This window comes from Spirosoma oryzicola, assembly GCF_021233055.1.
In the GTDB taxonomy this organism is placed as follows: Bacteria; Bacteroidota; Bacteroidia; order Cytophagales; family Spirosomataceae; genus Spirosoma; species Spirosoma oryzicola.
On record NZ_CP089538.1, the window covers coordinates 3771045 to 3793521 of the forward strand.

Below are 22477 nucleotides of genomic sequence, written 5' to 3' on the forward strand. Positions count from 1 at the left end.
GAAAGTAAATTAGCCCGCTTCTATCCGGAGCGGGCTTTTGACTATTAAGCTACGGTTGCTGCTAACACCTCATCGACGGTTAGCCCATCGAGCGACGGAGCCACCAGATCGGCCTGTGTCAATACGTCCGGCGAGCCAATACCGACCACGAACATACCACCCCGCTTACCAGCTTCAACACCCGCAACCGCATCTTCAAACACGACGCATTCGGCGGGAGAGACTTCCAGTTCAGCGGCTCCTTTTAGAAACACTTCCGGGTCCGGTTTACCCTTGGAAATCTTTGTTCCGTCAATAATCGCGTCGAAAGCCTGGCTCATACCGATCCGTTCCAGAATGAGCGGAGCGTTTTTACTGACCGAGCCAAGAGCCGTTAACAGGTTGGCTTTGCGCACCTGCGAAAAGAAGGTAGCGACGCCCGGTAAAATATCTTCGGAGGTCATCCGGCCAACAAGATCCAGATACCATTGATTTTTCTGTTCGGCTAGTTCAGCCTTTTGTTCGTCGGAAACCGTCAGGCCACCGTGAGCCAGAATAATATCAAGCGACTCCATGCGGCTAACGCCCTTAAGCCGTTCGTTAAATTCCTCGGATATATCGAATCCGAGTTCGTTGGCCAGCCTTTTCCACGCCTGATAGTGGTAGGTAGCCGTATCGACAATAACGCCGTCGAGATCAAATAAAAACGCTTTAATAGGACTCATTCGCATGTAATTACAACAGATCGTAAATGTAGGCAGATTTCACGGTAGGCATCAGCCCATCCGGTTAGATAACACCAATTCTGGCAGACAATTCAATCTAAAGTGTTCCTGTCCACCTTTTGTTGTTTTCTTCCCAATTAAAACTTCTCCGCTTAATCAATATTTTTTGCCAATGCCAATTTCGAATTGTTTACTTTGCATTACAAAGTACTTTTAAATCAGATCAAAAATGGAACAGTCATCGGCCTCCACCAATTCCCAGTCTGTATTTGACCACATCAACCGCTGGACCCGGACATCGACAATGCTTAAAGCCGGCGTAATCGGGTTTCTCGTTTTACTGTTGCTAATTCCAACCGGGATGCTCCGTTCGCTGATCTCCGAACGAGAAATGACACGGAACGCGGCCATCGCAGAAGTGAGCAGCAAATGGGGCAATGAGCAGGTTATTGGTGGTCCTTTCTTATCCGTTCCTTACGAAATAGCGGCAAAAGACAGCAAAGGGCAGAATCAGATTCAAACAACGTACCTTCATTTTCTCCCCGATCAACTCCTATTCGACGGTGATGTCAGACCAGAGAAGCGCAATCGGGGAATTTACACCGTCATGCTTTATAACACCCAGCTGACGATCCGGGGTACGTTCAAAAAACCCTCGCTCACGTCGATGGGCCTGCCAGCGGGTACCGCCCAATGGGACAAAGCGTTTTTATCCTTAGGGATCAGCGATATGAAAGGCATTCGTAACTCCATTGCGTTTACCGTTAACGGTCGCCAATTGCCTGCCGAGTCGGGCATCCCAACCAATGATATCGTTTCTTCAGGCGTTAGTGCTCCTGTTCAGCTTGACGCAGCTACCTACCGTTTTGAATCGAAGTTAAACCTGAACGGAAGCAGTCAGTTGAGTTTTCTGCCATTTGGCAAGGAAACCCAGGTAAACCTTCGTTCCTCCTGGTCGACTCCTAGTTTTACCGGCTCGTACCTGCCGGATAAGCGCACCGTAAGTACGCAGGGATTTCAGGCTTCGTGGAACGTATTAGAGTTTAACCGCAATTTCCCCCAGCAAGGTATCGGCAATTTTCTGAATAAATCGAACGTAAAGGTGGCGGACAACGTACCCCTGTTTGGCGTTAAGTTGCTGGTTCCCATCGATGAGTACCAGAAGACAACCCGCTCCGCCAAATACGGCATTCTTTTTATTATCCTGACGTTTGTTTCGTTCTTCTTTATCGAAATCCTCGACCGTCGGCGTATTCACCCCATGCAATATTTGCTGGTTGGTTTTGCCATATGCCTGTTTTACGTGCTGCTCTTGTCTATTTCTGAGCATATCTCGTTTGATTGGGCCTACCTGATTAGCAGCGGGGTCATCTTAACGCTGGTCACTTTTTATGTACGCTACGTATTCCGCAATCTCCGCCTGACCATCCTGTTTAGCGCGATTCTGACCTTGTTGTACGGCTTTTTCTATTCGCTGCTTCAACTGGAAGATTACTCGCTCTTGCTGGGCAGTGCGGGGCTACTCCTGATTCTGGCGACTACGATGTATTTAACGCGCCACGTTGACTGGTACCGGGCGTATGACCCCGAACGGGCGATAGCCTAAGTGCCTGGCCCGTTCAGACTATCGGCATGTACACGGATAGTCTGAACGGGCTACCCTTTTGTTGCGCGTTAGGCGGGAAGATAGACGGTAAAAGCCGCTCCTTCGCCCAACCGGCTTGTTACCCGAATCGTCCCATCGTGTTGCTCGGCCACTCGCTTCACAATCGCCAAGCCGATACCGGTACCAGAAAACTGCTGTCGATTGTGCAGCCGCTGGAAAACCTGAAAGATCTGTTCCGCATACTGCTGATCGAAACCAATACCGTTATCAGCGACACAAATGGCCCAGTACGACCGATTGATCGGCAAATCCGCCTGTAAGTCAGCGGGCAACTCGTCGAAAACCGTTAGCCGGGAGGATAGCCGCACAACCGGCGGAACAGGGTTTCCAGCCCCGTCGACCCGGCGAAACTTCAACGCGTTTGATAATATGTTCTGAAACAGTTGACGCAGCTGATGGCGGTCGCCCATGAGGTCCGGCAACTCTGAGATGTCAAGGCGGGCGTTCGTTTCCTGAATAGGGTGCCACAAGTCTTCGACAATATCGTCGATGAGCTTACCAAGCGAAAAGAGCCGGAACGCATGCCGCTGTGACGATAGCTGAGAGTAGTCAAGCAAATCGCGGATCAATATGGACATTCGTTCGGCTGATGCCTGCATCCGTGTTATCAGCTCTCCCCCTTCCGCGCCAAGCATCGATGCGTAACGGTTCTGTAACATATCCCCAAACGACTGAATTTTGCGCAGCGGCTCCTGCAAATCGTGACTGGCGATGTAGGCAAATGACTGCAAGCTTTCGTTCGACCGTTTCAACTCCAGGTTAGCCGCTTCCAGCTGTTGTTGATAACGTCTGCTTTCCGAAACATCCACGTTTGCAATCACCACACCATCACCCGCTTTGGCCGTAATCCGTAGCCACCACTGGTCGCCGATTATTAACTCGGAACGGTCCGTCTCACCCGTTTCAACGACGCGTACATACCGGGCAAATTCGTCGATTTGCTGCGCAGGCGTTGTAACCTCAAAAAAAGTCTTGGTCAAAATGGCGTCCGCCAGTTCACCCCACATAGCGATGCACTGCTGATTAGCCAGAACGGTTCGGAAATTCTCAATTTGACCGTCTTTTCCCCGCATCGCGGCATGAAGTGAAATCGCAGCCTGTGCATTGTCCAGTACCGTTTGCAACAACTCCGCCTGCTGGGCGAGTTGTCGTTCGGCTTGTTTGCTGGCTGTACAGTTTATCAACAACAGGACAAGCCTATCCAGCCCCTGACGTACTACCGACAGTTCAAGCCATGTCTCCGGAACAGCTACGTCGATATACCGATGAAGCGTTTGCTCGCTCTCCCCGGTCTCGACAACCCGTGTGTACATGGCGAACAGGCCGATTTCAACGCTTCTGGGCCATAACTCAAGCAACCGCTTGCCGATTAGTTCGTTCGGCTTTACAAACAGGGCGCTTTCTGCGTTCGGTGTTGCATCCAGTACCCGAAAGTCGATTACCTGTCCGTTATCGTCGCGAATAGTCGCTAACGTAATGAGGCAATTCAACGCTGTTTCGGGAAACGGCTGGTAACCAGTTTCAGTTACCGCTTGTCGCCGGGGCGGGTCCGTAAACTGAGACTGATTCATAGTTGGAATGAGTTAGATAAACTATAGGTACGAATGACTTCTTAAAAATACATAGTTTATACCAATCTCAACCAGCAACAACACGTTTACAAACTCCGGCTATTTTGTCAGTTCAAGTACCAACGCCGTTTTTGCGGGTAGTTTGATCAGTTTTAAATCGCTGATGGTTTCATCCGTGAGCACATTTTTAGCTGCCGTGACGCCATTCATTCGTTCGACAAACCGGCTGGTATCGAGCGAAATTTCTTTCTCGTTCGTATTGGTAGCGATCATCACAGTTTTGGTGCCGTCGTACCGGAAGTATACGTACGTTCCATCCTGTGGTAAGTACTGCATCAGCTTGCCGGAGTGCATAGCAGGATTGCTACGTCGGTAGGTTGCCAGCTTACGAACGAACAGGAACGCTTCGTTCTCGCGATCGGTACGACCAGCCGTTTCGAATTTGTTTTCTTTATCACCCGAAAAACCACCCGGAAAATCCTTACGCACCTCCGCATCCGACGGGCTTTTAAAATTCTTCATCAAAATCTCGGTACCGTAGTACATTGACGGAATCCCACGGGTCGTCAGCAGCCATGTCAAGCCGATTTTGTATTTGTCGAAATCTTCGCCGATGACCGACAGGTAGCGGTCGGTGTCGTGGTTATCCAGAAACGTTACCAGCTTGGTAGGGTCCTGATAAACGGCATCCTGCGCCAACGCCTGATAAAACCGGTTAACGCCATCGCTCCAGCTGAATTTCTGCTTCAGCGCATCCAGCATCGAACTGTAGAGCACAAAATCAAGCCCGCCCGGCTGATTCGACTTAAACGGAAAATCAATTTTGTTGCGTGTGTAATACGCCTGATCGACAACGTTATCTACCCACGATTCGCCAAAAATGTGAATTTTCGGGTACTCGTCCAGCAACGCCTGATTGCAGCGGTTCATAAACGGCTGATCGTTGTACATGTAGGTGTCCACGCGCCAGGCATCGACGCCAAACGTCTCAACTGACCACAGGGCGTGCTGAATCAGAAAATTAGCAACGAATGGGTTACTTTGATTCAGATCGGGCAGAAACGGTACGAACCAGCCATCGGTCGTCACCCGACGGTCGCTTTCGGCACCATGCGGATCCGTAATCGGCTGGTACTTGTACGATGTATTCGTATAGGTCGGCCACTGATGCACCCAGCTTTTCATGGGTATATCTTTCAAAAACCAGTGGTTGATGCCAACGTGGTTGTACACCGCATCCTGAACGACTTTCAGGCCAGCCGTGTGCGCTTTTTTGACAAAGTTTTTATAGGCTTCATTGCCGCCCATACGCCGGTCAATTGCGTAATGGTCCGTGAATCCGTACCCGTGGTAGGCCGACCGCATCGACCCGCCCTCGTTGGTCAGCGGCTGATCGTTTTCCAGTACCGGCGTAAACCAGATAGCGGTTGCTCCCAGGTCTTTGACGTAATCCAGATGCTGACCAGCGCCAGCCAAATCACCACCGTGCCGGTAAAACGGGTTGCTACGGTCGGCGTTCGGGTCGGCCATATCGGAGAACTTATCGTTCGATGGATCGCCGTTGGCAAAGCGGTCGGGCATAATCAGGTAAATAAAATCAGCGGCCGAAACGCCTTGCCCCTTCGGTGATTTGTCCCGTGCGTTGAGTTCGAAGGGCTTGGTTAACGTCTGGCTTCCTCGCTTACCCACCAGCTGAAGTGTACCAGGTTTTGTGGTAGGTGCAATCGTTAAATCAAGAAATGCGTAATTAGGATTTTCGACGGTATGCGCCTTGACAAGCTTTACGCCGGGGTAATTGACGGAATACGTCAACGTACCGGCATTCGGCCCGTAAAGGAGCAATTGTACAGTCGAACGTTTCATGCCTACCCACCAGTTGGTTGGATTGACCCGTTGAATTTGGGCGTTCTGCGCCAGTACGAACGCACTATTGACCACTAGAACAATCAGTAGTGTAAGCTTGTATATAAGGTGGGTTCTCATCTAAACGCTGTTTTAGCGAAATGATCGAAGAATAATGCAACAAGAACGCAAAAATAACCCAAGTTTTTCATCGAAAAAGGCCATAATTTTGCGTTTTATCAGTTCCTATCATCCGTAACTTCTCATAATTAATTTTCATGAATACGACTTCTGTTGTCCCCATTATGGACAAACTGATTATTTATCAGATTTTTACGCGCCTGTTTGGCAATCAGAATACAACCAACCGTCCACACGGTACCCGCGACGAAAACGGCGTTGGCAAATTCAATGACATTAACGATGAGGCTCTTCGGGCGATCAAACGGTTCGGTGCATCCCATGTCTGGTACACGGGTGTCATTGAACACGCGACGCAAACCGATTATTCGGCTTACAGTATCCGTGTCGATGATCCGTCGGTCGTGAAAGGGCGGGCGGGTTCACCCTACGCGGTTAAAGATTACTACGACATTGACCCTGATCTTGCCGTCGATGTTCCAAACCGAATGGCGGAATTTGAAGCGTTGGTCGAACGTACGCACGCCCACGGACTCAAAGTAATCATCGATTTTATTCCAAACCACGTAGCGCGACAGTATTATTCGGATGTGAAACCGGCGGGCGTTGTCGACCTGGGTGAGAACGATGATACGTCGGTTGGTTTTGCGACAAGCAATAACTTTTATTACCTGCCGGGCGAAACCTTTGTATCGCCCGAATCCCGTTCGGACGGAGCGGCTTCACCGGGCGGCCTGCACGAATTTCCGGCTAAGGTTACCGGCAGCGGTTCCATTACAGCGGCTCCTGACATCAACGACTGGTACGAAACCGTTAAGCTCAACTACGGCTACAACGTTTTCGACGGCAGCATGCATGTCAATCCGGTTCCGGCAACCTGGCACCAGATGCTTGACATTCTGTTGTTCTGGGCGGAGAAAGGAGTCGATGGCTTCCGCTGCGACATGGCGCATTATATCCCGCTTGAGTTCTGGCAATGGGCCATCAGCCGCGTCAAACAGAAATACCCCCGTATTATTTTCGTCGCCGAAATTTACGATCCTGCCCTTTATCGCCCCTTTATTTTTGTGGGTGGCTTCGACTACCTGTACGATAAAGTAGGTCTGTACGATGCCGTTAAGGAATTGATGGAAGGCGACAGTAACGCTTCCTGCTACAAGATTTCACGGGTATGGCAGCAGGAGTCCGGCGATTTTGCTCAGCACATGCTGCGCTTCCTGGAAAACCACGACGAGCTACGGATTGCTTCGCAAGCCTTCGCGGGTAATCCGTGGGCAGCGGTTCCGGGCATGACCTTGTCGGCGACGATGCACACGGGTCCGTACATGCTGTATTTTGGTCAGGAAATTGGCGTTCGGGCCGAAGGTGCGGAAGGGTTCAGCAGCAACGACGGACGTACCACCATTTTCGACTATTGGGGGTTACCCGAATGGCAGGGCTGGCTCAACAAGGGTCGTTACGACGGCGGGGGATTGTCCGAGGAGCAACAGCAGCTTTGGGCTTTTTACCAGCAATTAAACCACCTCGTCAATAGTTCGGACGCTATTCAGAACGGTTACTTCTACGATTTGCAGTATGCCAATGACAACGGCCAGAGCGCTGGTTACGACGCACACCAGTTGTACAGCTACCTACGCCATACCGACCGGCAAAAACTCCTGATTGTCGTTAACTTTTCAAATCGGAACACCTACGAGACAACCGTTCGTATTCCGTATCATGCCTTCAACACAATGGGTCTGGACTCTTCGCGGACTTACCAGTTGACCGATATTTTTCTGACCAATACGACGATTGAAGCCGCTGGAACAGAAGGATTTTCGTTAACAATGCCGCCCCATAGCGTCCAGATTTTTGAAATAAAATAGTGATTAGACTAGAATTTTCTAGTCTAATCATTGAGTTGGTTGTAGTACAGTTGTCATTCACCATTCACCCATGATAAAACGATTTACCACGCTTCTTCTGATTTTTTCTTCGTCGGTTTTGTGGGCACAGGAGTCGGTATCTCCTGAGCTGAAAGCGGTGTCGATCACGGGCGGAAAGACACCGTCGGAAACAGCGGTGACTATTGGTAAACAGTTTTTGGGTTATCCATACGTGTCGCACACGCTGGACGCCAGTCCGACGGAGCAACTTGTGGTCAATTTACGCGAATTCGACTGCACGACCTACCTGGAAACGGTACTCGCTTTATCGCTGGCCTGGCACGATCAGATCGAAAAAACAAACCTCGCTTCGCTGGATCAATCGTTTCGCAACTACCTCACCAAGCTTCGCTACCGCGATGGCCGGATCGAGGGGTACGCCAGCCGTTTGCATTACTTTTCGGACTGGCTTCGCGATAACGAACGTAAAGGTCTTCTGATGGACGTAACGCGTGAACTGACCGGTAGTATCTCCGTCGCGAAACCTGTGTCGTACATGACTACGGCAACGTACAAGTACCCGCGCCTGACGGATCCCGAGATTTTCAAGCAAGTCGCCCTCGCTGAAGCGTCGATTAGCCAGCAGTCTTTTTATTTTATTCCGACGAAAAACATCCGGCAGGCAGAAGCCCAGCTCCGCGAAGGCGACATCATTATGCTGACAGCCGCCCGGCCCGGTCTGGACATGAAACACGTTGGCCTGGCGGTAAAACATCCCGATGGTCGGATTCATCTGTTGCATGCGTCTTCGGATCAGGCAGCCGTCGTCATTACCTCGTATTCGCTGAGCGAATACGTACAGGGCCACAAACGACTTTCCGGGATTCGGGTCGCCCGACTTCGACCCACCCGTGATCTGGCAACCGCTGCCGTCGAAACAAATTAATAAAAGACAGGAGGTGAGCCACTAGCTCACCTCCTGTCTTTTGACCTTACTCCTAACAACCGGCAAACGCTTCTCTTTTGCGCTTACACGAATTCGCGGCTACATTCGCAACTATAGTTCAGGCCTGATCGTTATCCATCAGCTATTTTTCTATTGGCTGATCTAGCCACAGGCATTTCGCACAACCGGCAACCTTAGTAACCAAATACGCACTTGACCGCTCTTTCGCCCGCCGAACGACTTTTCATCCAGGATCACTTAACCGATGATGTACGAGCGCTGTCTCTGCGCCCACAAGCCGCCGGTATCGATACAAAAAAGGTTATCGCCCAGATTGCCGCCCGTCAGAAAGCGCGCGAAAAATTACCCACTTGGTACGCAAACGACGCGTTACTTTTTCCACCCGCTTTATCGGTCGAGCAGGCTTCTTCTGAACGAACAGCCCAGTACAAAGCCTCGCTGGTTAGCGGAACGATGCTAATCGATCTTACGGGTGGTATGGGCGTAGACACATGGGCGTTCGCGCAACGCATCGACCGGGTTGTGTATGTTGAGCAGCAGCCCGATCTGGCGATGCTCGCAGCCCACAATTTACCAGTACTGGGTGCGACGAATGTTGACGTACAAACCGGAAATGGCTTAGCCTTGATCGACCATTTCGCCCAGGCTGCCGACTGGATCTACCTTGACCCGCACCGACGCAACGAGCAGGGCGGGAAAGTTGTCCGCTTAGCTGATTGCGAACCCGACCTGTCGTGTCCAGATACGATTGCGGCCTTGCTGAAAAAAGGAAATCGGCTATTAGTAAAAGTATCACCGTTACTTGATATCGACTCGACCGTCCGAAGTTTGTTTTCGGTTGAAGCAGTACACATTGTTGCCGTGCAGGGCGAGGTAAAAGAAATACTCCTGACGATAGGACACCAGCCGGTATCCGCCAGCTCGGTCGAAGTCGTAGCCATCAACCTAACGGCAACGGGTAACACGGTTTTCCGGTTTCGTAAAGGCGACGAAGCCGGGGCCAGTATCAGGCTGAGCGATCCGCAACAGTACGTGTACGAACCGAACGCAGCGATACTGAAAGCCGGGGCCTTTCGGCTGGTGGCCGATCGATTTGATCTGGCAAAGCTGGCTCCGAACAGTCATCTGTACACGGGCAGCGAGCTGAAAAACGATTTTCCGGGCCGCGCCTTTCGGCTTGAGCACGTGGTCAAATCAGACCGAAAACAGGTAGAATCGATATTACCAACGATGAAAGCAAACCTGACAGTCAGAAACTTTCCTCAGTCAGTGGCCGACTTGCGGAAGAAATTAAAGTTGAGCGAAGGTGGCGACACGTACATCCTGGCGACTACGTTGCAAAACGGCGATAAACGACTGTTAATCACGAAAAAAGTGGTCTGACTTAACCACTCATTCTTGTAAGTCAATGAACGTAATTCGTAAATCAAACACGCACATGAAACTCCTATCACGCATCACACTACTGCTGGCGCTTATTGTTGTTCTTGGAAAAGCCAGTGCCCAAACCGTTTACGCAGGAGAAACCACGGTTGATAAAAACAAGCTACCGGGTCTGTACCTGACCTTGCAGGGTGACGGCAAGCAACTGGAAAAAGATTGGGAAGAACAGCTTAAAACTTACGGACGAATGACGGCTTCGCGCGGCACCTATCGCGTACCCAATGCGGACATACAATCCGTTTCGCCCGAGCCGATCAACCTGACCAGCACGGTTAAGTCAACCAGAACCTCGGCTACCATCTTTGTTGCCTTTGATCAGGGTGGCGGAAATTACGTAACGACTGGCAACAGCAATTACGCGGCTGCCGAGCGGCTGTTAAAAGACTTTTCAGAAAAGAGCCTGTTCAACCAGGAAGTGCGAACCGCAGAAACGGGCTTTGACGAAGCGCAGAAAAGTCACCAGAAGACGGTTCGTAACGGCGAACGGCTCCAGCGCGAAATCGAGCAAAACGCCAAAGAGAAAGAGCGACTCCTGAAGCGTATTGACGATAACGCTAAAGAATTGGAACAACTTCAGAAAGACATCGAAGCTAATAAAACCGAGCAGGAGAACGCCACGACCGAGCTGGAAAACCGCAAAAAGAATGTGGAAGCGGTAAAAGCAAAGCGCAGCAATTAATTGCTGAAAGTGGGTAATCGGAAAGCTACGTTGCTCCGATTACCCAACTTCCCTTAGTTTCCTTCTTTAAAAAACACCCGCTTCACGCGTTCGCTGACCCCCGTCAGTAGCTCATACGGGATCGTACCAATTTGCCGGGCCAGTTCGGTAATCCGTAGTTCATCGCCAAAGACAATCACATCATCACCCTCGGCGGCAGGCGCCTGGGTAACGTCAACCATGGTCATATCCATACAAACGTTACCCACTGTTGGGCACCGAACACCGTTGATCCACACGTGCCCTACTCCATTCCCTAACCGGCGGTCAAAACCGTCAGCGTAGCCAATAGCGAGGGTAGCAATCCGGGCATCGTGGTCCAGCACGCCCCGGCGGCTATACCCCACTGATTCGCCCGCTGGCACAGCCTTGATCTGGCTAATGACCGTGTGCAACGTCCCTACCGGACGAACGGCCTCTTTGTCGAGCTGGCTGGACTCAACACCGTACAAACCAATGCCCAGCCGCACCATGTCCAGTCGGTATTCCGGAAATCGTACGATACCCGCCGAATTGAGCAGATGACGCGTTGGCCGGTAGCCTAAGCCCGCTTCGAGTGCCGCCGTAGCCCGCAGAAACGTTTTAAACTGCTGCTGCGAAAATGAATTGAATTGCGCTTCATCCGCCCCTACCAAATGACTGAATACCGTCTCTACGCGCAAGTTTGGGTAGCTTTTCAGGTAATCGATTACCACGGGTAGCTCGTCTTCAAGAAAGCCCAGCCGGTGCATCCCCGTATCAATTTTCAGGTGTATCGGACACGGTTTGCGCTGCGCCGACCGCGATGAGAGAGCTACTGTCTCTGCCTCCGTGTGCTTAGCCACAAAATTGCTCCATTCCTTCAGCAAGCGTATGCTGTAAATTTCCGGCTCAAGACTGTATTCAAGCAGCGTCGCAAAGGTTTCTGGTGCGGGATTCATGACCATGATCGGTAAATCAATGCCGTGCTGACGGAGCGAAACCCCTTCATCAGCGTACGCTACGGCCAGATAATCGACTCGGTGGAACTGCAATAACTGAGCGACTTCCGCGCTGCCACTGCCGTACGCAAATGCCTTCACCATCACCATGATTTTGGTATTGGCACCGACTTTTTCCCGGTAGTAGTTCAGGTTATGGGTAAGCGCATCCAGGTTAATTTCGAGCAACGTACCGTGTACTTTTCGTTGCAACCGGTTGACGATTCGCTCAAAAGAGAACGGCCGGGCCCCTTTTACCAGAATATCACTATCCCGCAGTTCACGGACCGAAAACTCGGTTAAAAATGCGTCGGTCGTTGGAAAGAAAATGCTACCGTCGGCAAAAAAACGACGATTCTGGGTAAGTACGGGTCCGATTCCGATAAATTGCTCAACGCGATTCGCCCGAATCAGATTCGCCACTTGCTCATATAGCTCCGATTCCGGCTGCCCCGACTGTAACACATCGGACAGAATAACAACACGTCGTCCGCGTGTACTCTGCTGATTGAGAAAGCTAAGCGCTAATTGCAAACCCGCTACATCGTTGTTGTACGAATCGTCGATCAGTACGCAGTTGTTGATTCCTTCTTTCAACTCCAGGCGCATCGAAACGGGTCGTAGCCGATTCAGGCGGCTTTGCAGGGCGTCAGCATCCAGAACGCGCAACGTAAGCATCGCGACGATGCAATGCATTAAGTTTTCAACCGAAGCCGGGTCGGTAAACGGAATCGTAAGCAGAACCGTACCAAATGGCCCGCTGAGCGTCAGTCGATCCTGTTCCAACGTCGCCTGACAAACAGCCTCCCTCCCCGTCATGGACCATGTTACAAACCGCATGTCGGTGTTTACCGCTTTCAGAAGTAGGTTTACTTCTTCGTCAATGTCGGCGTAATCGGCGCAGTAAATAAGCGTTTCGGCATGGATAAACAACCGCAGCTTTTCGGCAATTTTCTGTTTGCGCGTCCGGAATCCTTCGTCATGTGCGGTACCGATGTTTGTAAAAATGCCGATTGTCGGGCGAATGATTGCTTCCAGCGCCTGCATCTCGTGCGGCCTGGAAATGCCCGCTTCGAAGATACCCAGCGTATGGCTTGCGTTGAGTTGATGCACCGACAAGGGTACGCCCAACTGCGAATTATAACTTTTGGGACTTTTGGCAATCACAAAATCATCGGCCAGCAGTTGCGCCAGCCACTCTTTTACAATGGTTTTGCCGTTACTACCCGTGATACCAACAACCGGTATGCGGAACTGGCGTCGGTGTTCGGCGGCTAAGGTCTGTACCAGCAGCAAACTACTGTCAACCTCCACAAATTGGGCGTCGGCATAATCGATTAGTTCCGCCCGGCGGTCGGGCGTGAGCGCCGACCGCTCGACGACAAAATAGCGAATGCCTTTCTGGTACAGCTCGCCAATAAAATTATGTCCATCGTGGTGTTCGCCCTGAATGGCAAAGAAAACCGACTCTCCCGTCTGACTCGTCGTGGCCTGTTCGCCCACCTGCCGCGAATCGGTAATCCACCGAAATTTATCTAACTGAAGTTCCTGCGTTGTCATACATCAAATTCAAGCGGTCATGCTCTGGTCCATGATTGTCCCGATTGAATCCGTTCCTTATTTCGCAGAACTGGCGCAAAGCCTTACATCCAGCCCCGTCGTTTGAAATAAATAACTTCTCCAACGGCAATCACAACCATGCTAAAAAGCACCCAAAAGTAACCGGTTTTTGTTCGTAGTTCGGGCATATTGTCAAAGTTCATCCCGTAAATACCCGCAATGAAGGTCAGGGGAATAAAGATGGCGGATACAATCGTCAGCGTTTTCATGACGGAGTTCATGCGGTTACTGACAATCGAATAATACACATCCATCAAGCCCGAAATAAGCTCGCGGTACGAATCCAGCGATTCAATGATTTGGTTGATGTGGTCTGAAAGGTCGTGCAGGTAAGGAAGCGTACTGCGGTCTATTAAAGTCGATTCTTCCCGCAGTAACACACCGATCATATCACGTAGTGGGTAAATCGTCCGCCGGATAAAGGCCAGTTCGCGCTTGAGTGTGTACAGGATGGACAGTGTTTGCTGGTTGGCCTGTTCGCGAATAATTTGCTCTTCCAGTTCATCCATTTTTTCGCCGATACGCTCCGTAATAAGCAGATAATGATCGACAATCACGTCCATAAGCGCATACAGCAGGTAGTCAGCACCATTGCGCCGGGTTTTACCCGATGAAGCTTTAATGCGTTCGATAACGGTCTCAAAAATATCCTTCGTCCGTTCTTCCTGGAACGATATCAGGTAATTTTTTCCCAGCACCAGACTAACGTGTTCGGCCTCAATGGCCTGCCGCTGACGGCTATGGTGCAGCATTTTCAGCGTTACAAACACCACCGTATCGTCGTAGAGGTCAATCTTCGGCTTCTGTTCGGTGTTCATCACATCTTCCAGCAGCAGCGGGTGCAACTGGTATTGCTGGCCAATTACCGAAACGACCTTTTGCTCGTGAATACCATCCACGTCAAGCCAGTTCACGAAAGACGTTGCCTCGTTTGGTAATCGACACGCGCTTAGTTTGACGATTTCATCAACATGGTATTCAGTCGCGTTGTATTCAATGCGTTTGATCTTTGTTGCGTGATCAATATCGGCCCCTACATAGGTAAGTGTACCGGGTGATGTACCGAGTGTTTTCTCAGCGGAACGATAGCGTCGGTGTTTCGACATAAGTAATCAATAAATAAAGTATACCCAGTCGAAAAGCTCGCTACGGACGGTACGTCAACCGGTAACAACGCTCCGTTCGTAGCCAGTTCCGGTAATCACTTGCTGTATTTTACAGTAGATTAAGCAACGGAAAACTTCTTTTCTGGGTCAACGATAAACCAACTACTTCCTGCGTTGTCGAATGTTCAGAAAATCGTCGTTTACGCCATGATTCGCTTGCTCCTACTCTTCATTTTGACCAGCACTGGCTTAGCCGCGTGCAGCAGTGGTCAGACCGCTTTCAGGCGGGGAAACTTCGATTTGGCAGTCAAACGAGCTTCGCAGCGGCTTCACCAGTGGCGCGGTCTGGGTAAACGTGGCTATACGAAAGCACCACTCGTACTTAAACAGGCGTTCGAGCGCGCGTATGAGGAACACCAGAAAGCGATCAGAAACCTGTCGTCACCGTCGAATACCAAAGACTTTCCGTGGGAAACGATTTACAACGAGTACGAAAAACTACAAAGCCTGACCAACAACGCCCGAACCTGCGAAGCCTGTGCCGGGTGGCTGGCTACTTACCCTACTTCCTACGCTGACCGACAGCAGGAAACCCGCCAACTGGCCGCAGCCGACCGCTACGAACTGGCCGAGCAGGCATTCGCCTACCGGGAGGATAACCGGCTGGCGGCAAAGGATGCTTATTTCAATTATCAGAAAGCCCTGTCGTGGGTTCCTAACTTCCGTCAGGCCAGTGCCAAGGCGCAGGATGTCCTCCCGTTTGCTATTCTGCGGGTCGTCGTCGAACCGTTATCGCCAACCTCAGAAATCAGCGCTGCCGACAACCGGGAGCTGGAGCGTATGATTTTTCGGCAGATCGACCGGAATGAAGCGCCATCACCGTTTGTCCGGCTTTACCGGCCCGACGAATCAGCGGGCGATGGCTTTCCGATTCACCAGGCGGTGCAAATGCAGGTGTCCGATTACGTGCCTATCCGGGATAATACGGCCTCATCTACCACAACCGTGTATAGCAACCAGACGTACAAGGTTGGCGAAAAGAAAATCAATGATTCGACCAAGGTGGACGTGATGGAAAAGGTAAGCGGTAGTCTGACAACGTACCTCCGAACAATTAATGCTGAACTTACGATGCGACTGCGCGCTATCGACACGCAAACGGGCAAAACCATTTGGGAAGACAGCGTATGGGAAACGCGCAGCTGGCAAACCGAGTGGCAAACTTTTAGCGGTGACGACCGCGCACTGAATGGACAATCGCTCAAAAGCGCCAATCTGTTTCCTCCTTCGCGCTGGCAACTCTACGACAGCCTGAGCGACGAACTGGCCGATGATGTCGTCAGGCGATTGCGCTCCAAGTACGCAAAAGATTGACAGTTTTCGCTTTAATGCACCGGAGTCAGCGTCACTGGACCGAGTAATCCCGATGGCGTTGGTTTCCAACGACCCGCATCAAAAGGCTGATAGCGAATATCCACCATGTTGATATCGTAAAACTTTTTCCAACCCGGCTGCTGGCGGTCGTACAGTCGCATATAGTTTGCGGACAGGTTTGTCACGTCAATCTCTAATTGGTTTCCCGTTGGCTTCAGTTGGCTGGCAGGAACCGATAACCGAAATGGTATACACCAGGCCGTTCCGAGCGATTGTCCGTTGAGTCGAACCTCGGCGACTTCGCGCACATCACCCAGATCGAGCTGATAAGAAGATACGTCCGGTTCACCGGCTGGCCGATCAAAGCGGGTACTGTAGCGGACCGTTCCAGAAAAATAGTCCGCAGAATCGGCAAAGGTTGTCCAGGAACCAAGCCTAGGCACCGTTACCGACGCCGTCAAGGCCGGACGACCGCGCAGAAACTGCACCTGCCAGGGACTCAGTAAATCGATAAATTTTTGGGATGATAGATCAGCCCGTTTGGTCGTGCTGGCAGACCGTGGTAGCGTAGCCTTGGCTGAACTCACATCGACAAAATAAGCCTGCCCCGGTTCCAGTGACAGGAAAATCTCACGCTGCCCATTCGGTCCTTGGCGAGTCAATACCGGTTCGGTCCGGTTTGTCAACGGATCGTAGCGAGTCGCCTGTCCCTGTGCCGACAGCGCAACCCAATTCTGGCGAAAGCGATTACCCAGGTTAGCAATAAAATAATGAGTAGTATCGCGCTGTCGCTTGCGGATAAACGACAGTCCTTCCGCTGCCCAGGTTTCGGCACGAACGTTCGACTGGCGGAGCGTTTCGAGGAGATTGGCGCTAACCGTCACGGATTTTAGTTGTCCCAGCGTTTTCGCGAGTTGCCTTATTTCGGCGGAGCGGGCTGCGTGTTTATAAAAGCCGGGTGCCTTTGCCGGTAATTGGCCATCTACAATGATGCGGGCACCCTGCCGAGCCAGTCGTTCCAACTGTCGGAGTGACTGTTCCGGTAAATACGTCGTTTGTGGCAGAACAATCACCTGATACGTGGCACCACCCGGGCTACGAATTCCTTCCTTCGTGACAGTTAATTTATTCAGCAAATCATCCGAAACGTAATCGAATGAGTAGCCCCGATCAAGCAACTGCTCACACAACTGGCCGAAGGGTTGCGGCAATAACCACCGCTCTACATGGTGCACTTCGAGCTGATGAATGCCTCCCGCCGATTTAGCCGGTGTCGCCCACAGATCGTGGATGGGAAAATAAACCAGCACATCGTTGTCGGGCTTACTACGCTGTAACCGCGCTTGACACCGTTCGATGTATTGATTCAGCAATGGCAGATGCGGCCAGAAATGTGACGCAGGGCCGTAATTGGTTGAAGCATAAAATACCCAGCCCGGCCACGCTTCGGCGGGTGGTGAATACGGAATGCCGTGATAAAAGATATGGTTGACGCCCGCAGTAAACAATTGATCGACCTGCGGTTTGATCTGGGACAGCGACACCTGAAAATGATTTGCCAGCCACGTACCCGTTTCTGAACTAACTAATGGCTTACCAGTCAGATTGGCTGCCGACGACGCAAACTTCATAGCCAATGAATTCGGTGTTCCGAACCGGTCAACTTCGTATTGTTCGTCCACCCGTAAACCCGGAATGGGAAACCGGCTGGACCCAAACGATTCCGTTTCTGGAATATCGACCACAGCATACAGATCGATTAGATTTCCTGGTGAACCATGCGCCTGGTTTCGAACCCGATACTGATGGCCGTGCGCCCAGCTGGTCCAGGTTTTCGTGAACCCATCACGCAACAGATCGGCTAGTGTCTGGTGATAATCCTGCTGAACCAGGATACTGGTTTCGGTTCGTGTTATGTCCAGAAAAGCGGTTAGCTGCGTAGTGAGATCATAGCCCCGTCGGTTTTTAAACTCGGCAAGAAAGTTATCTGTCCAGTTGGCACCGAACACTTCGTAGGAATCATTATAAACCGCGCGAGGTTGCTCAGGCAAGCGGGCTAGTGTTGAGTCGAAGCGTTTGACGTACTGCTCAATTGCCGATTGGCTGAAATAATCGAGCACTAACCCCTCTCCGCCGGGTGCCGGTCGCTTGACCTGCTGTCTGGTCAACTCGGTTAGTAGCTTACCGTTTTCAAGCTTCCACTTTTTGGCCGCCATAGCCGTTGAAACACCCGGCCCACCGAATGGCCAACCGGTACCCATTGTCAGATCGACGCCGAGCCCTAACCGCTTTCCTTCCCGGACGGTATGGGCGAACACTGCCAGCCAGCGATCATTCAAAAAAGGGATAAACTGTTTCTCGTACCCCTTGACGCCATAAATCGGGATGATGTGCACACCGCCTAACCCAGCCCTGGCGAACTGCTCTAGCTGCTGCGTAATATCGTTTTCATTGACGGCATTACCCATCCACCACCAATATGTCCAAGGCTTTGCCTGCTGATTTCCGATAGATCGCTCAGGCTGCGGCTGACCAAGCAGCATTCGCCAACAAAAAGCGGTAAGCAAGCCTATTAGTACGTATTTTTTCATCCGAGAATTCCCTAATCCGCTGGCCCGTTCAGCCACCATTAAAAAGCGTATACGCGTCAAGTAGGTAAAGCGCTCGTACGACGAAAACTCATGATGTCCCCAAAAATACTACCTACTCTTATCGTTCAACCGTATCTACTGATTGCTTTGCGACTAGCGGAATGTATCATTTGTGTAGGGTTTTTACAGGCTATGACCTTGGTCTATCGATGAAATCCATTACGCTATTGGCAATACGTTAAACGCTCACGGTCAAGCTGGATAACCCTCAATCTACCATACCTATATACGAAAATACATTTTCTAAAACTTTATTCTTTGTAAGTACTTATACTAGTAATTATTTATTTACTTTTATAGTTAAATACTAACTTAAGAATACGCATTAACCTTAGTTCACGTATGCAGAAACCTTTATTGCACACAATTCTTTGGACGACCGTAATTAGTAGCTTATGCTTTGTCGAAGGCAATAGCACCTCCCTGAACAATCACCTTAGTTTACAACCGGCTCCCCGAGCGGCAGTCACGTTTCCAGGACACGTAGAGGCTGAAAACTATGTGATGATGCGGGGCATACAAACGGAAACAACGGCGGATACCGATGGTAGCCAGAACGTCAGTCAGATTGACGATGGCGACTGGATGGATTACGATGTTAACGTACCCACCACGGCGGTTTATACGCTGAAGTTCCGGATTGCCAACGGCTACGGAGATGGTTCTAGGTTTGAGGTGCGTACCGCTACTGGTACAGTCCTGGCGAGCGTTGATGTTCCCCGCACGGGTGGTATTCAAAACTGGCAGACAGTTGGTGCTATCGCTCGACTGACAGCCGGTAGTCAGCGATTACGAATTTACGCGGTAAAGGGCAACTGGAACCTGAACTGGTTTGAAGCGGCCGACAGTCGTCCCTTCCCCGGCAAATTTGAGGCTGAATCCTACGACGTAGCCTCTGATGTCCGGCCCGAACAAACAGCCGATACCGGCGGTGGATTAAACGTAGGCTACATCGACGATGGCGACTGGATGGACTATAATGTCAATGTGGCTTCGGCAGGCTTGCACACCTTTCGGTTTCGGGTAGCCAACAGCTACGGCGCTGGCCGAATCGAGATCCGATCCGAATCGGGTGAGGTGCTGGGCGGAGCAGATATTTCCCGCACGTATGACTGGCAGAACTGGACCACTGTATCAACGACCGCTACCCTGTCGGCGGGCAGTCAGGTACTGCGTTTGTACGCCCTGCGTGGCGCGTTCAACTTTAACTGGTTCGAGGCAACCCAGGGTGGCATCGTACGCCCTGCTGCGGTTATTTCCTTCGGCACTCTACCGGACAAAACCGTAGGCGATGCGGAGTTTGCCCTGGCCGCGAGCAGTACGAACACCGAAACCCCAATCACGTTTTCTTCCTCAAACCCATCAGTCGTATCCGTTTCAAACGCCACGGGTTCCTGGAAAGCATCGCTTGTATCTGACGGAACCGCAACTATAACGGCTTCGCAGGCAGCATCCAGCTCATTTCTGGCCGCTTCGGATGTGGCTCAGACGCAGGTTGTCAAAGCGGCTCCGGTTGTCTCGATCGGCCAAAAGATTCCGATTGACGGTAAACGCTGGTATCAGCTCAACAATGTCAGCAATGGCCTGGACGGTTTGTTCGACGGCGTTACCGACGTCAATGTCGAAACGGGTTGGGGCAAAGTGCTGGCGAATTACGACGCTTATTATCCACTCGAAGAGGGAGAGTCGATGACGCTGATGGGCATCCGCTTTTACGACTTTATGGGAACGTGCGTTGATAATCCCATGACGTTATCGATCATTACCGACCAATGGCAACGCATTCCCATCGCTACGTTTACCGGCGAACAATACGCAGCCTGGGTAGGTCCTTATCCAAACCGGTCCGCAACAGGCAACGCGCAGTTTAAGCTTGATCAGCCGATCAGTAATGCCCGCTATCTGGTCATCAACACCTGGGGCGTATTCCCGACAGAAATTGAGCTGTACGGTTCATACACCCCGTCGTCCCAGACGAAAACACCTACGCCAGCCAAGACCGTTAAGCTAAAGGATATGTTTGGGGTAAATGCCTACGAATGGAATTTCGAGGACGGCAACACCCCCTGGCAGATCAACGAAGACAAGATGAAGATCGTAAAGAGCTTCTCCAGTATTCGTCACTACATGGACTGGAATAAGCTGGAATCCAGCGAAGGCAACTATTCCTACAATCCAACGTTGAGCGGTGGCTGGAATTACGACGCTATTTACGAACGTTGCAAAGCCGAAGGGATCGAGGTTCTGGCCTGCCTGAAAACAATCCCCGACTGGATGGTCAACACGTACCCGAGTGACCAGCGTGATGCGGAAAATACCCCCCTCCGCTACGGAAAAGATTTTTCAGACCCGAAATCGTACATAGAGCAGGCCAAGGCTGGCTTCCAGTACATGGCCCGCTACGGCAGCAACCCGAACGTAAATCCGGCTTTAATAAGCGTCAACTCAACCCCGCGCTGGACGGGCGATACACCAAACTCGGTAAAGATTGGCCTTGGGCTAATCAAATACATCGAATGCGATAACGAGCGGGACAAGTGGTGGAAAGGCCGAAAAGCTTATCAGACAGCCCGCGAATATGCGGCCAACCTCTCGGCTTTTTACGACGGCCACAAAAACACGATGGGCCCCGGCGTCGGCGTGAAAAATGCGGACCCCAGCGTCAAAGTAGTTATCGGTGGATTGGCATCCGCTTCGAGTGGTTCCGATTACATCAAGGGCATGATCGACTGGTGTAAACAGTATCGGGGCTACAAAGCCGACGGTACGGTCAATCTATGCTGGGATGTCGTTAACTACCACATGTATTCGGATAATACATCGTCGTCGCAGAGCGGTAACTCCACGCGGGGTGCTGCTCCGGAAGTAACGCCCATCAACCGGATCGCTGAAGATTTCCGCAAAACGACCCATTTGCAGTCGTACGATATGCCCCTGTGGGTTACCGAAGCGGGCTTCGATGTGAATCAGGGCAGCCCCTTGCGAGCCATCCCAATCGGCAGCAAGTCGGCCCTGGAAACGCAGGGTGACTGGATTCTGCGCACCGCTTTGTTCTACGCGCGGCAGGGCATCGAGAAAGTTTTCTTCTACCAGCTCTACGATGATAACGCAACGGGCGGTATGTTCGGAACCTCTGGTTTGGCGAATGGCGACAACATGAGCCGTCGTCCGGCAGCTGACTATTTATTGCAGACGGGTAAGCTCTTTGGTGAGTATTCGTACCGGCAAACACTAAGTCAGAACCCGTTCGTAGACCGGTATGAATTTAACGGCAAATCGGCTTATGCGCTGGTAGTACCCGACGAAGTAGGCCGCACGGCTTCGTACACCCTGGATTTAGGATCGGCAACGCAGGCACGAATTTACCGTCCTAAAGTAGGTAGCAACGACATGAGTATGGAAGTTGTCAATACGAGCCAGGGCAAGGTACAGCTTACCGTAACCGAAACTCCGATGTTTGTCGTACCGGGGAATACAGCACCCAATGCCCGCGTAGCGGCTAACGTGCTTGCCGAAGAGAAAAGCCTGGATGAAGCGGTTCAGGTGTTTCCAAATCCGACAGCCGATTTCATTACCATTCAGGCCCAGCGGTCGAGCGAGTCGCCTATCAAAGTCAACGTGTTTGACGCGAGTACAGGACGGATTCATCGACACGTAAAGATCCCCAAGGTTAGCGATCAGTTCTCATCAAAAATTGATCTGTCTCAACTCCCAACGGGCATGTACATCCTGGAAATCAAGCAGGATGCGGAGCGGGTAGTGCGGAAAGTGGTAAAGGCTAACTAGCCGGAATCATCAATAACGCCGAAGGGGTAATCACTTTATGAAGTGATTACCCCTTCGGCGT

13 protein-coding genes are annotated in these 22477 nt (G+C 51.2%); 7 read left to right on the top strand and 6 right to left on the bottom strand.

All coding sequences use genetic code 11. From position 1 onward, the window contains the following. Positions 1-44: 44 nt before the first annotated feature. On the bottom strand, positions 45-704 hold the full coding sequence (gene pgmB / locus LQ777_RS15955) for a beta-phosphoglucomutase (protein WP_232558925.1): 660 nt from the start codon (positions 702-704) through the stop codon (positions 45-47). A gap of 229 nt (positions 705-933) precedes the next feature. On the opposite strand from pgmB, the gene creD reads away from it, so the two are divergent. Next, positions 934-2310 (top strand): cell envelope integrity protein CreD, encoded by a 1377-nt coding sequence (gene creD, locus LQ777_RS15960; protein WP_232558926.1) that lies wholly within the window; start codon positions 934-936, stop codon positions 2308-2310. Positions 2311-2378: 68 nt separating this feature from the next. Here creD and LQ777_RS15965 read toward each other — a convergent pair whose 3' ends face one another. Both LQ777_RS15965 and LQ777_RS15970 read right to left on the bottom strand, forming a co-directional pair. Then, positions 2379-3941 (bottom strand): sensor histidine kinase, encoded by a 1563-nt coding sequence (locus tag LQ777_RS15965; protein ID WP_232558927.1) that lies wholly within the window; start codon positions 3939-3941, stop codon positions 2379-2381. A 99-nt stretch (positions 3942-4040) separates the two neighbouring features. Next, entirely contained in the window at positions 4041-5924 is a 1884-nt protein-coding gene (locus LQ777_RS15970; RefSeq protein WP_232558928.1) for a glycoside hydrolase family 13 protein, read from the bottom strand. A 137-nt stretch (positions 5925-6061) separates the two neighbouring features. On the opposite strand from LQ777_RS15970, the gene LQ777_RS15975 reads away from it, so the two are divergent. The 4 genes from LQ777_RS15975 (at position 6062) to LQ777_RS15990 (ending at position 10881) form a co-directional block, all read left to right on the top strand. Next, on the top strand, positions 6062-7792 hold the full coding sequence (locus LQ777_RS15975) for an alpha-amylase family protein (protein ID WP_232558929.1): 1731 nt from the start codon (positions 6062-6064) through the stop codon (positions 7790-7792). 70 nt (positions 7793-7862) lie between these two features. Further along, positions 7863-8738, top strand: a complete 876-nt coding sequence (locus LQ777_RS15980; protein WP_232558930.1) for an N-acetylmuramoyl-L-alanine amidase-like domain-containing protein — start codon at positions 7863-7865, stop codon at positions 8736-8738. Between the two features lie 213 nt (positions 8739-8951). Next, entirely contained in the window at positions 8952-10142 is a 1191-nt protein-coding gene (locus tag LQ777_RS15985) for a THUMP-like domain-containing protein (RefSeq protein ID WP_232558931.1), read from the top strand. Between the two features lie 55 nt (positions 10143-10197). Then, entirely contained in the window at positions 10198-10881 is a 684-nt protein-coding gene (locus LQ777_RS15990; RefSeq protein WP_232558932.1) for a hypothetical protein, read from the top strand. Between the two features lie 53 nt (positions 10882-10934). Here the strand turns inward: LQ777_RS15990 and LQ777_RS15995 are convergent, their stop codons facing one another. After that, positions 10935-13439, bottom strand: coding sequence for a bifunctional UDP-N-acetylmuramoyl-tripeptide:D-alanyl-D-alanine ligase/alanine racemase (locus tag LQ777_RS15995; protein ID WP_232558933.1), 2505 nt, complete (start codon positions 13437-13439; stop codon positions 10935-10937). An 83-nt stretch (positions 13440-13522) separates the two neighbouring features. Then, entirely contained in the window at positions 13523-14605 is a 1083-nt protein-coding gene (gene corA, locus LQ777_RS16000; protein WP_232558934.1) for a magnesium/cobalt transporter CorA, read from the bottom strand. Positions 14606-14812: 207 nt separating this feature from the next. Between corA and LQ777_RS16005 the strand changes: the two genes are divergently transcribed. Next, positions 14813-15979, top strand: coding sequence for a hypothetical protein (locus tag LQ777_RS16005; RefSeq protein ID WP_232558935.1), 1167 nt, complete (start codon positions 14813-14815; stop codon positions 15977-15979). An 11-nt stretch (positions 15980-15990) separates the two neighbouring features. Here LQ777_RS16005 and LQ777_RS16010 read toward each other — a convergent pair whose 3' ends face one another. Continuing rightward, the gene (locus LQ777_RS16010; protein WP_232558936.1) at positions 15991-18570 is read right to left on the bottom strand and encodes a glycosyl hydrolase; all 2580 of its coding nucleotides are present in this window, start codon (positions 18568-18570) and stop codon (positions 15991-15993) included. Positions 18571-18972: 402 nt separating this feature from the next. Between LQ777_RS16010 and LQ777_RS16015 the strand changes: the two genes are divergently transcribed. After that, positions 18973-22416, top strand: coding sequence for a carbohydrate-binding protein (locus LQ777_RS16015; protein WP_232558937.1), 3444 nt, complete (start codon positions 18973-18975; stop codon positions 22414-22416). Positions 22417-22477: the final 61 nt, after the last annotated feature.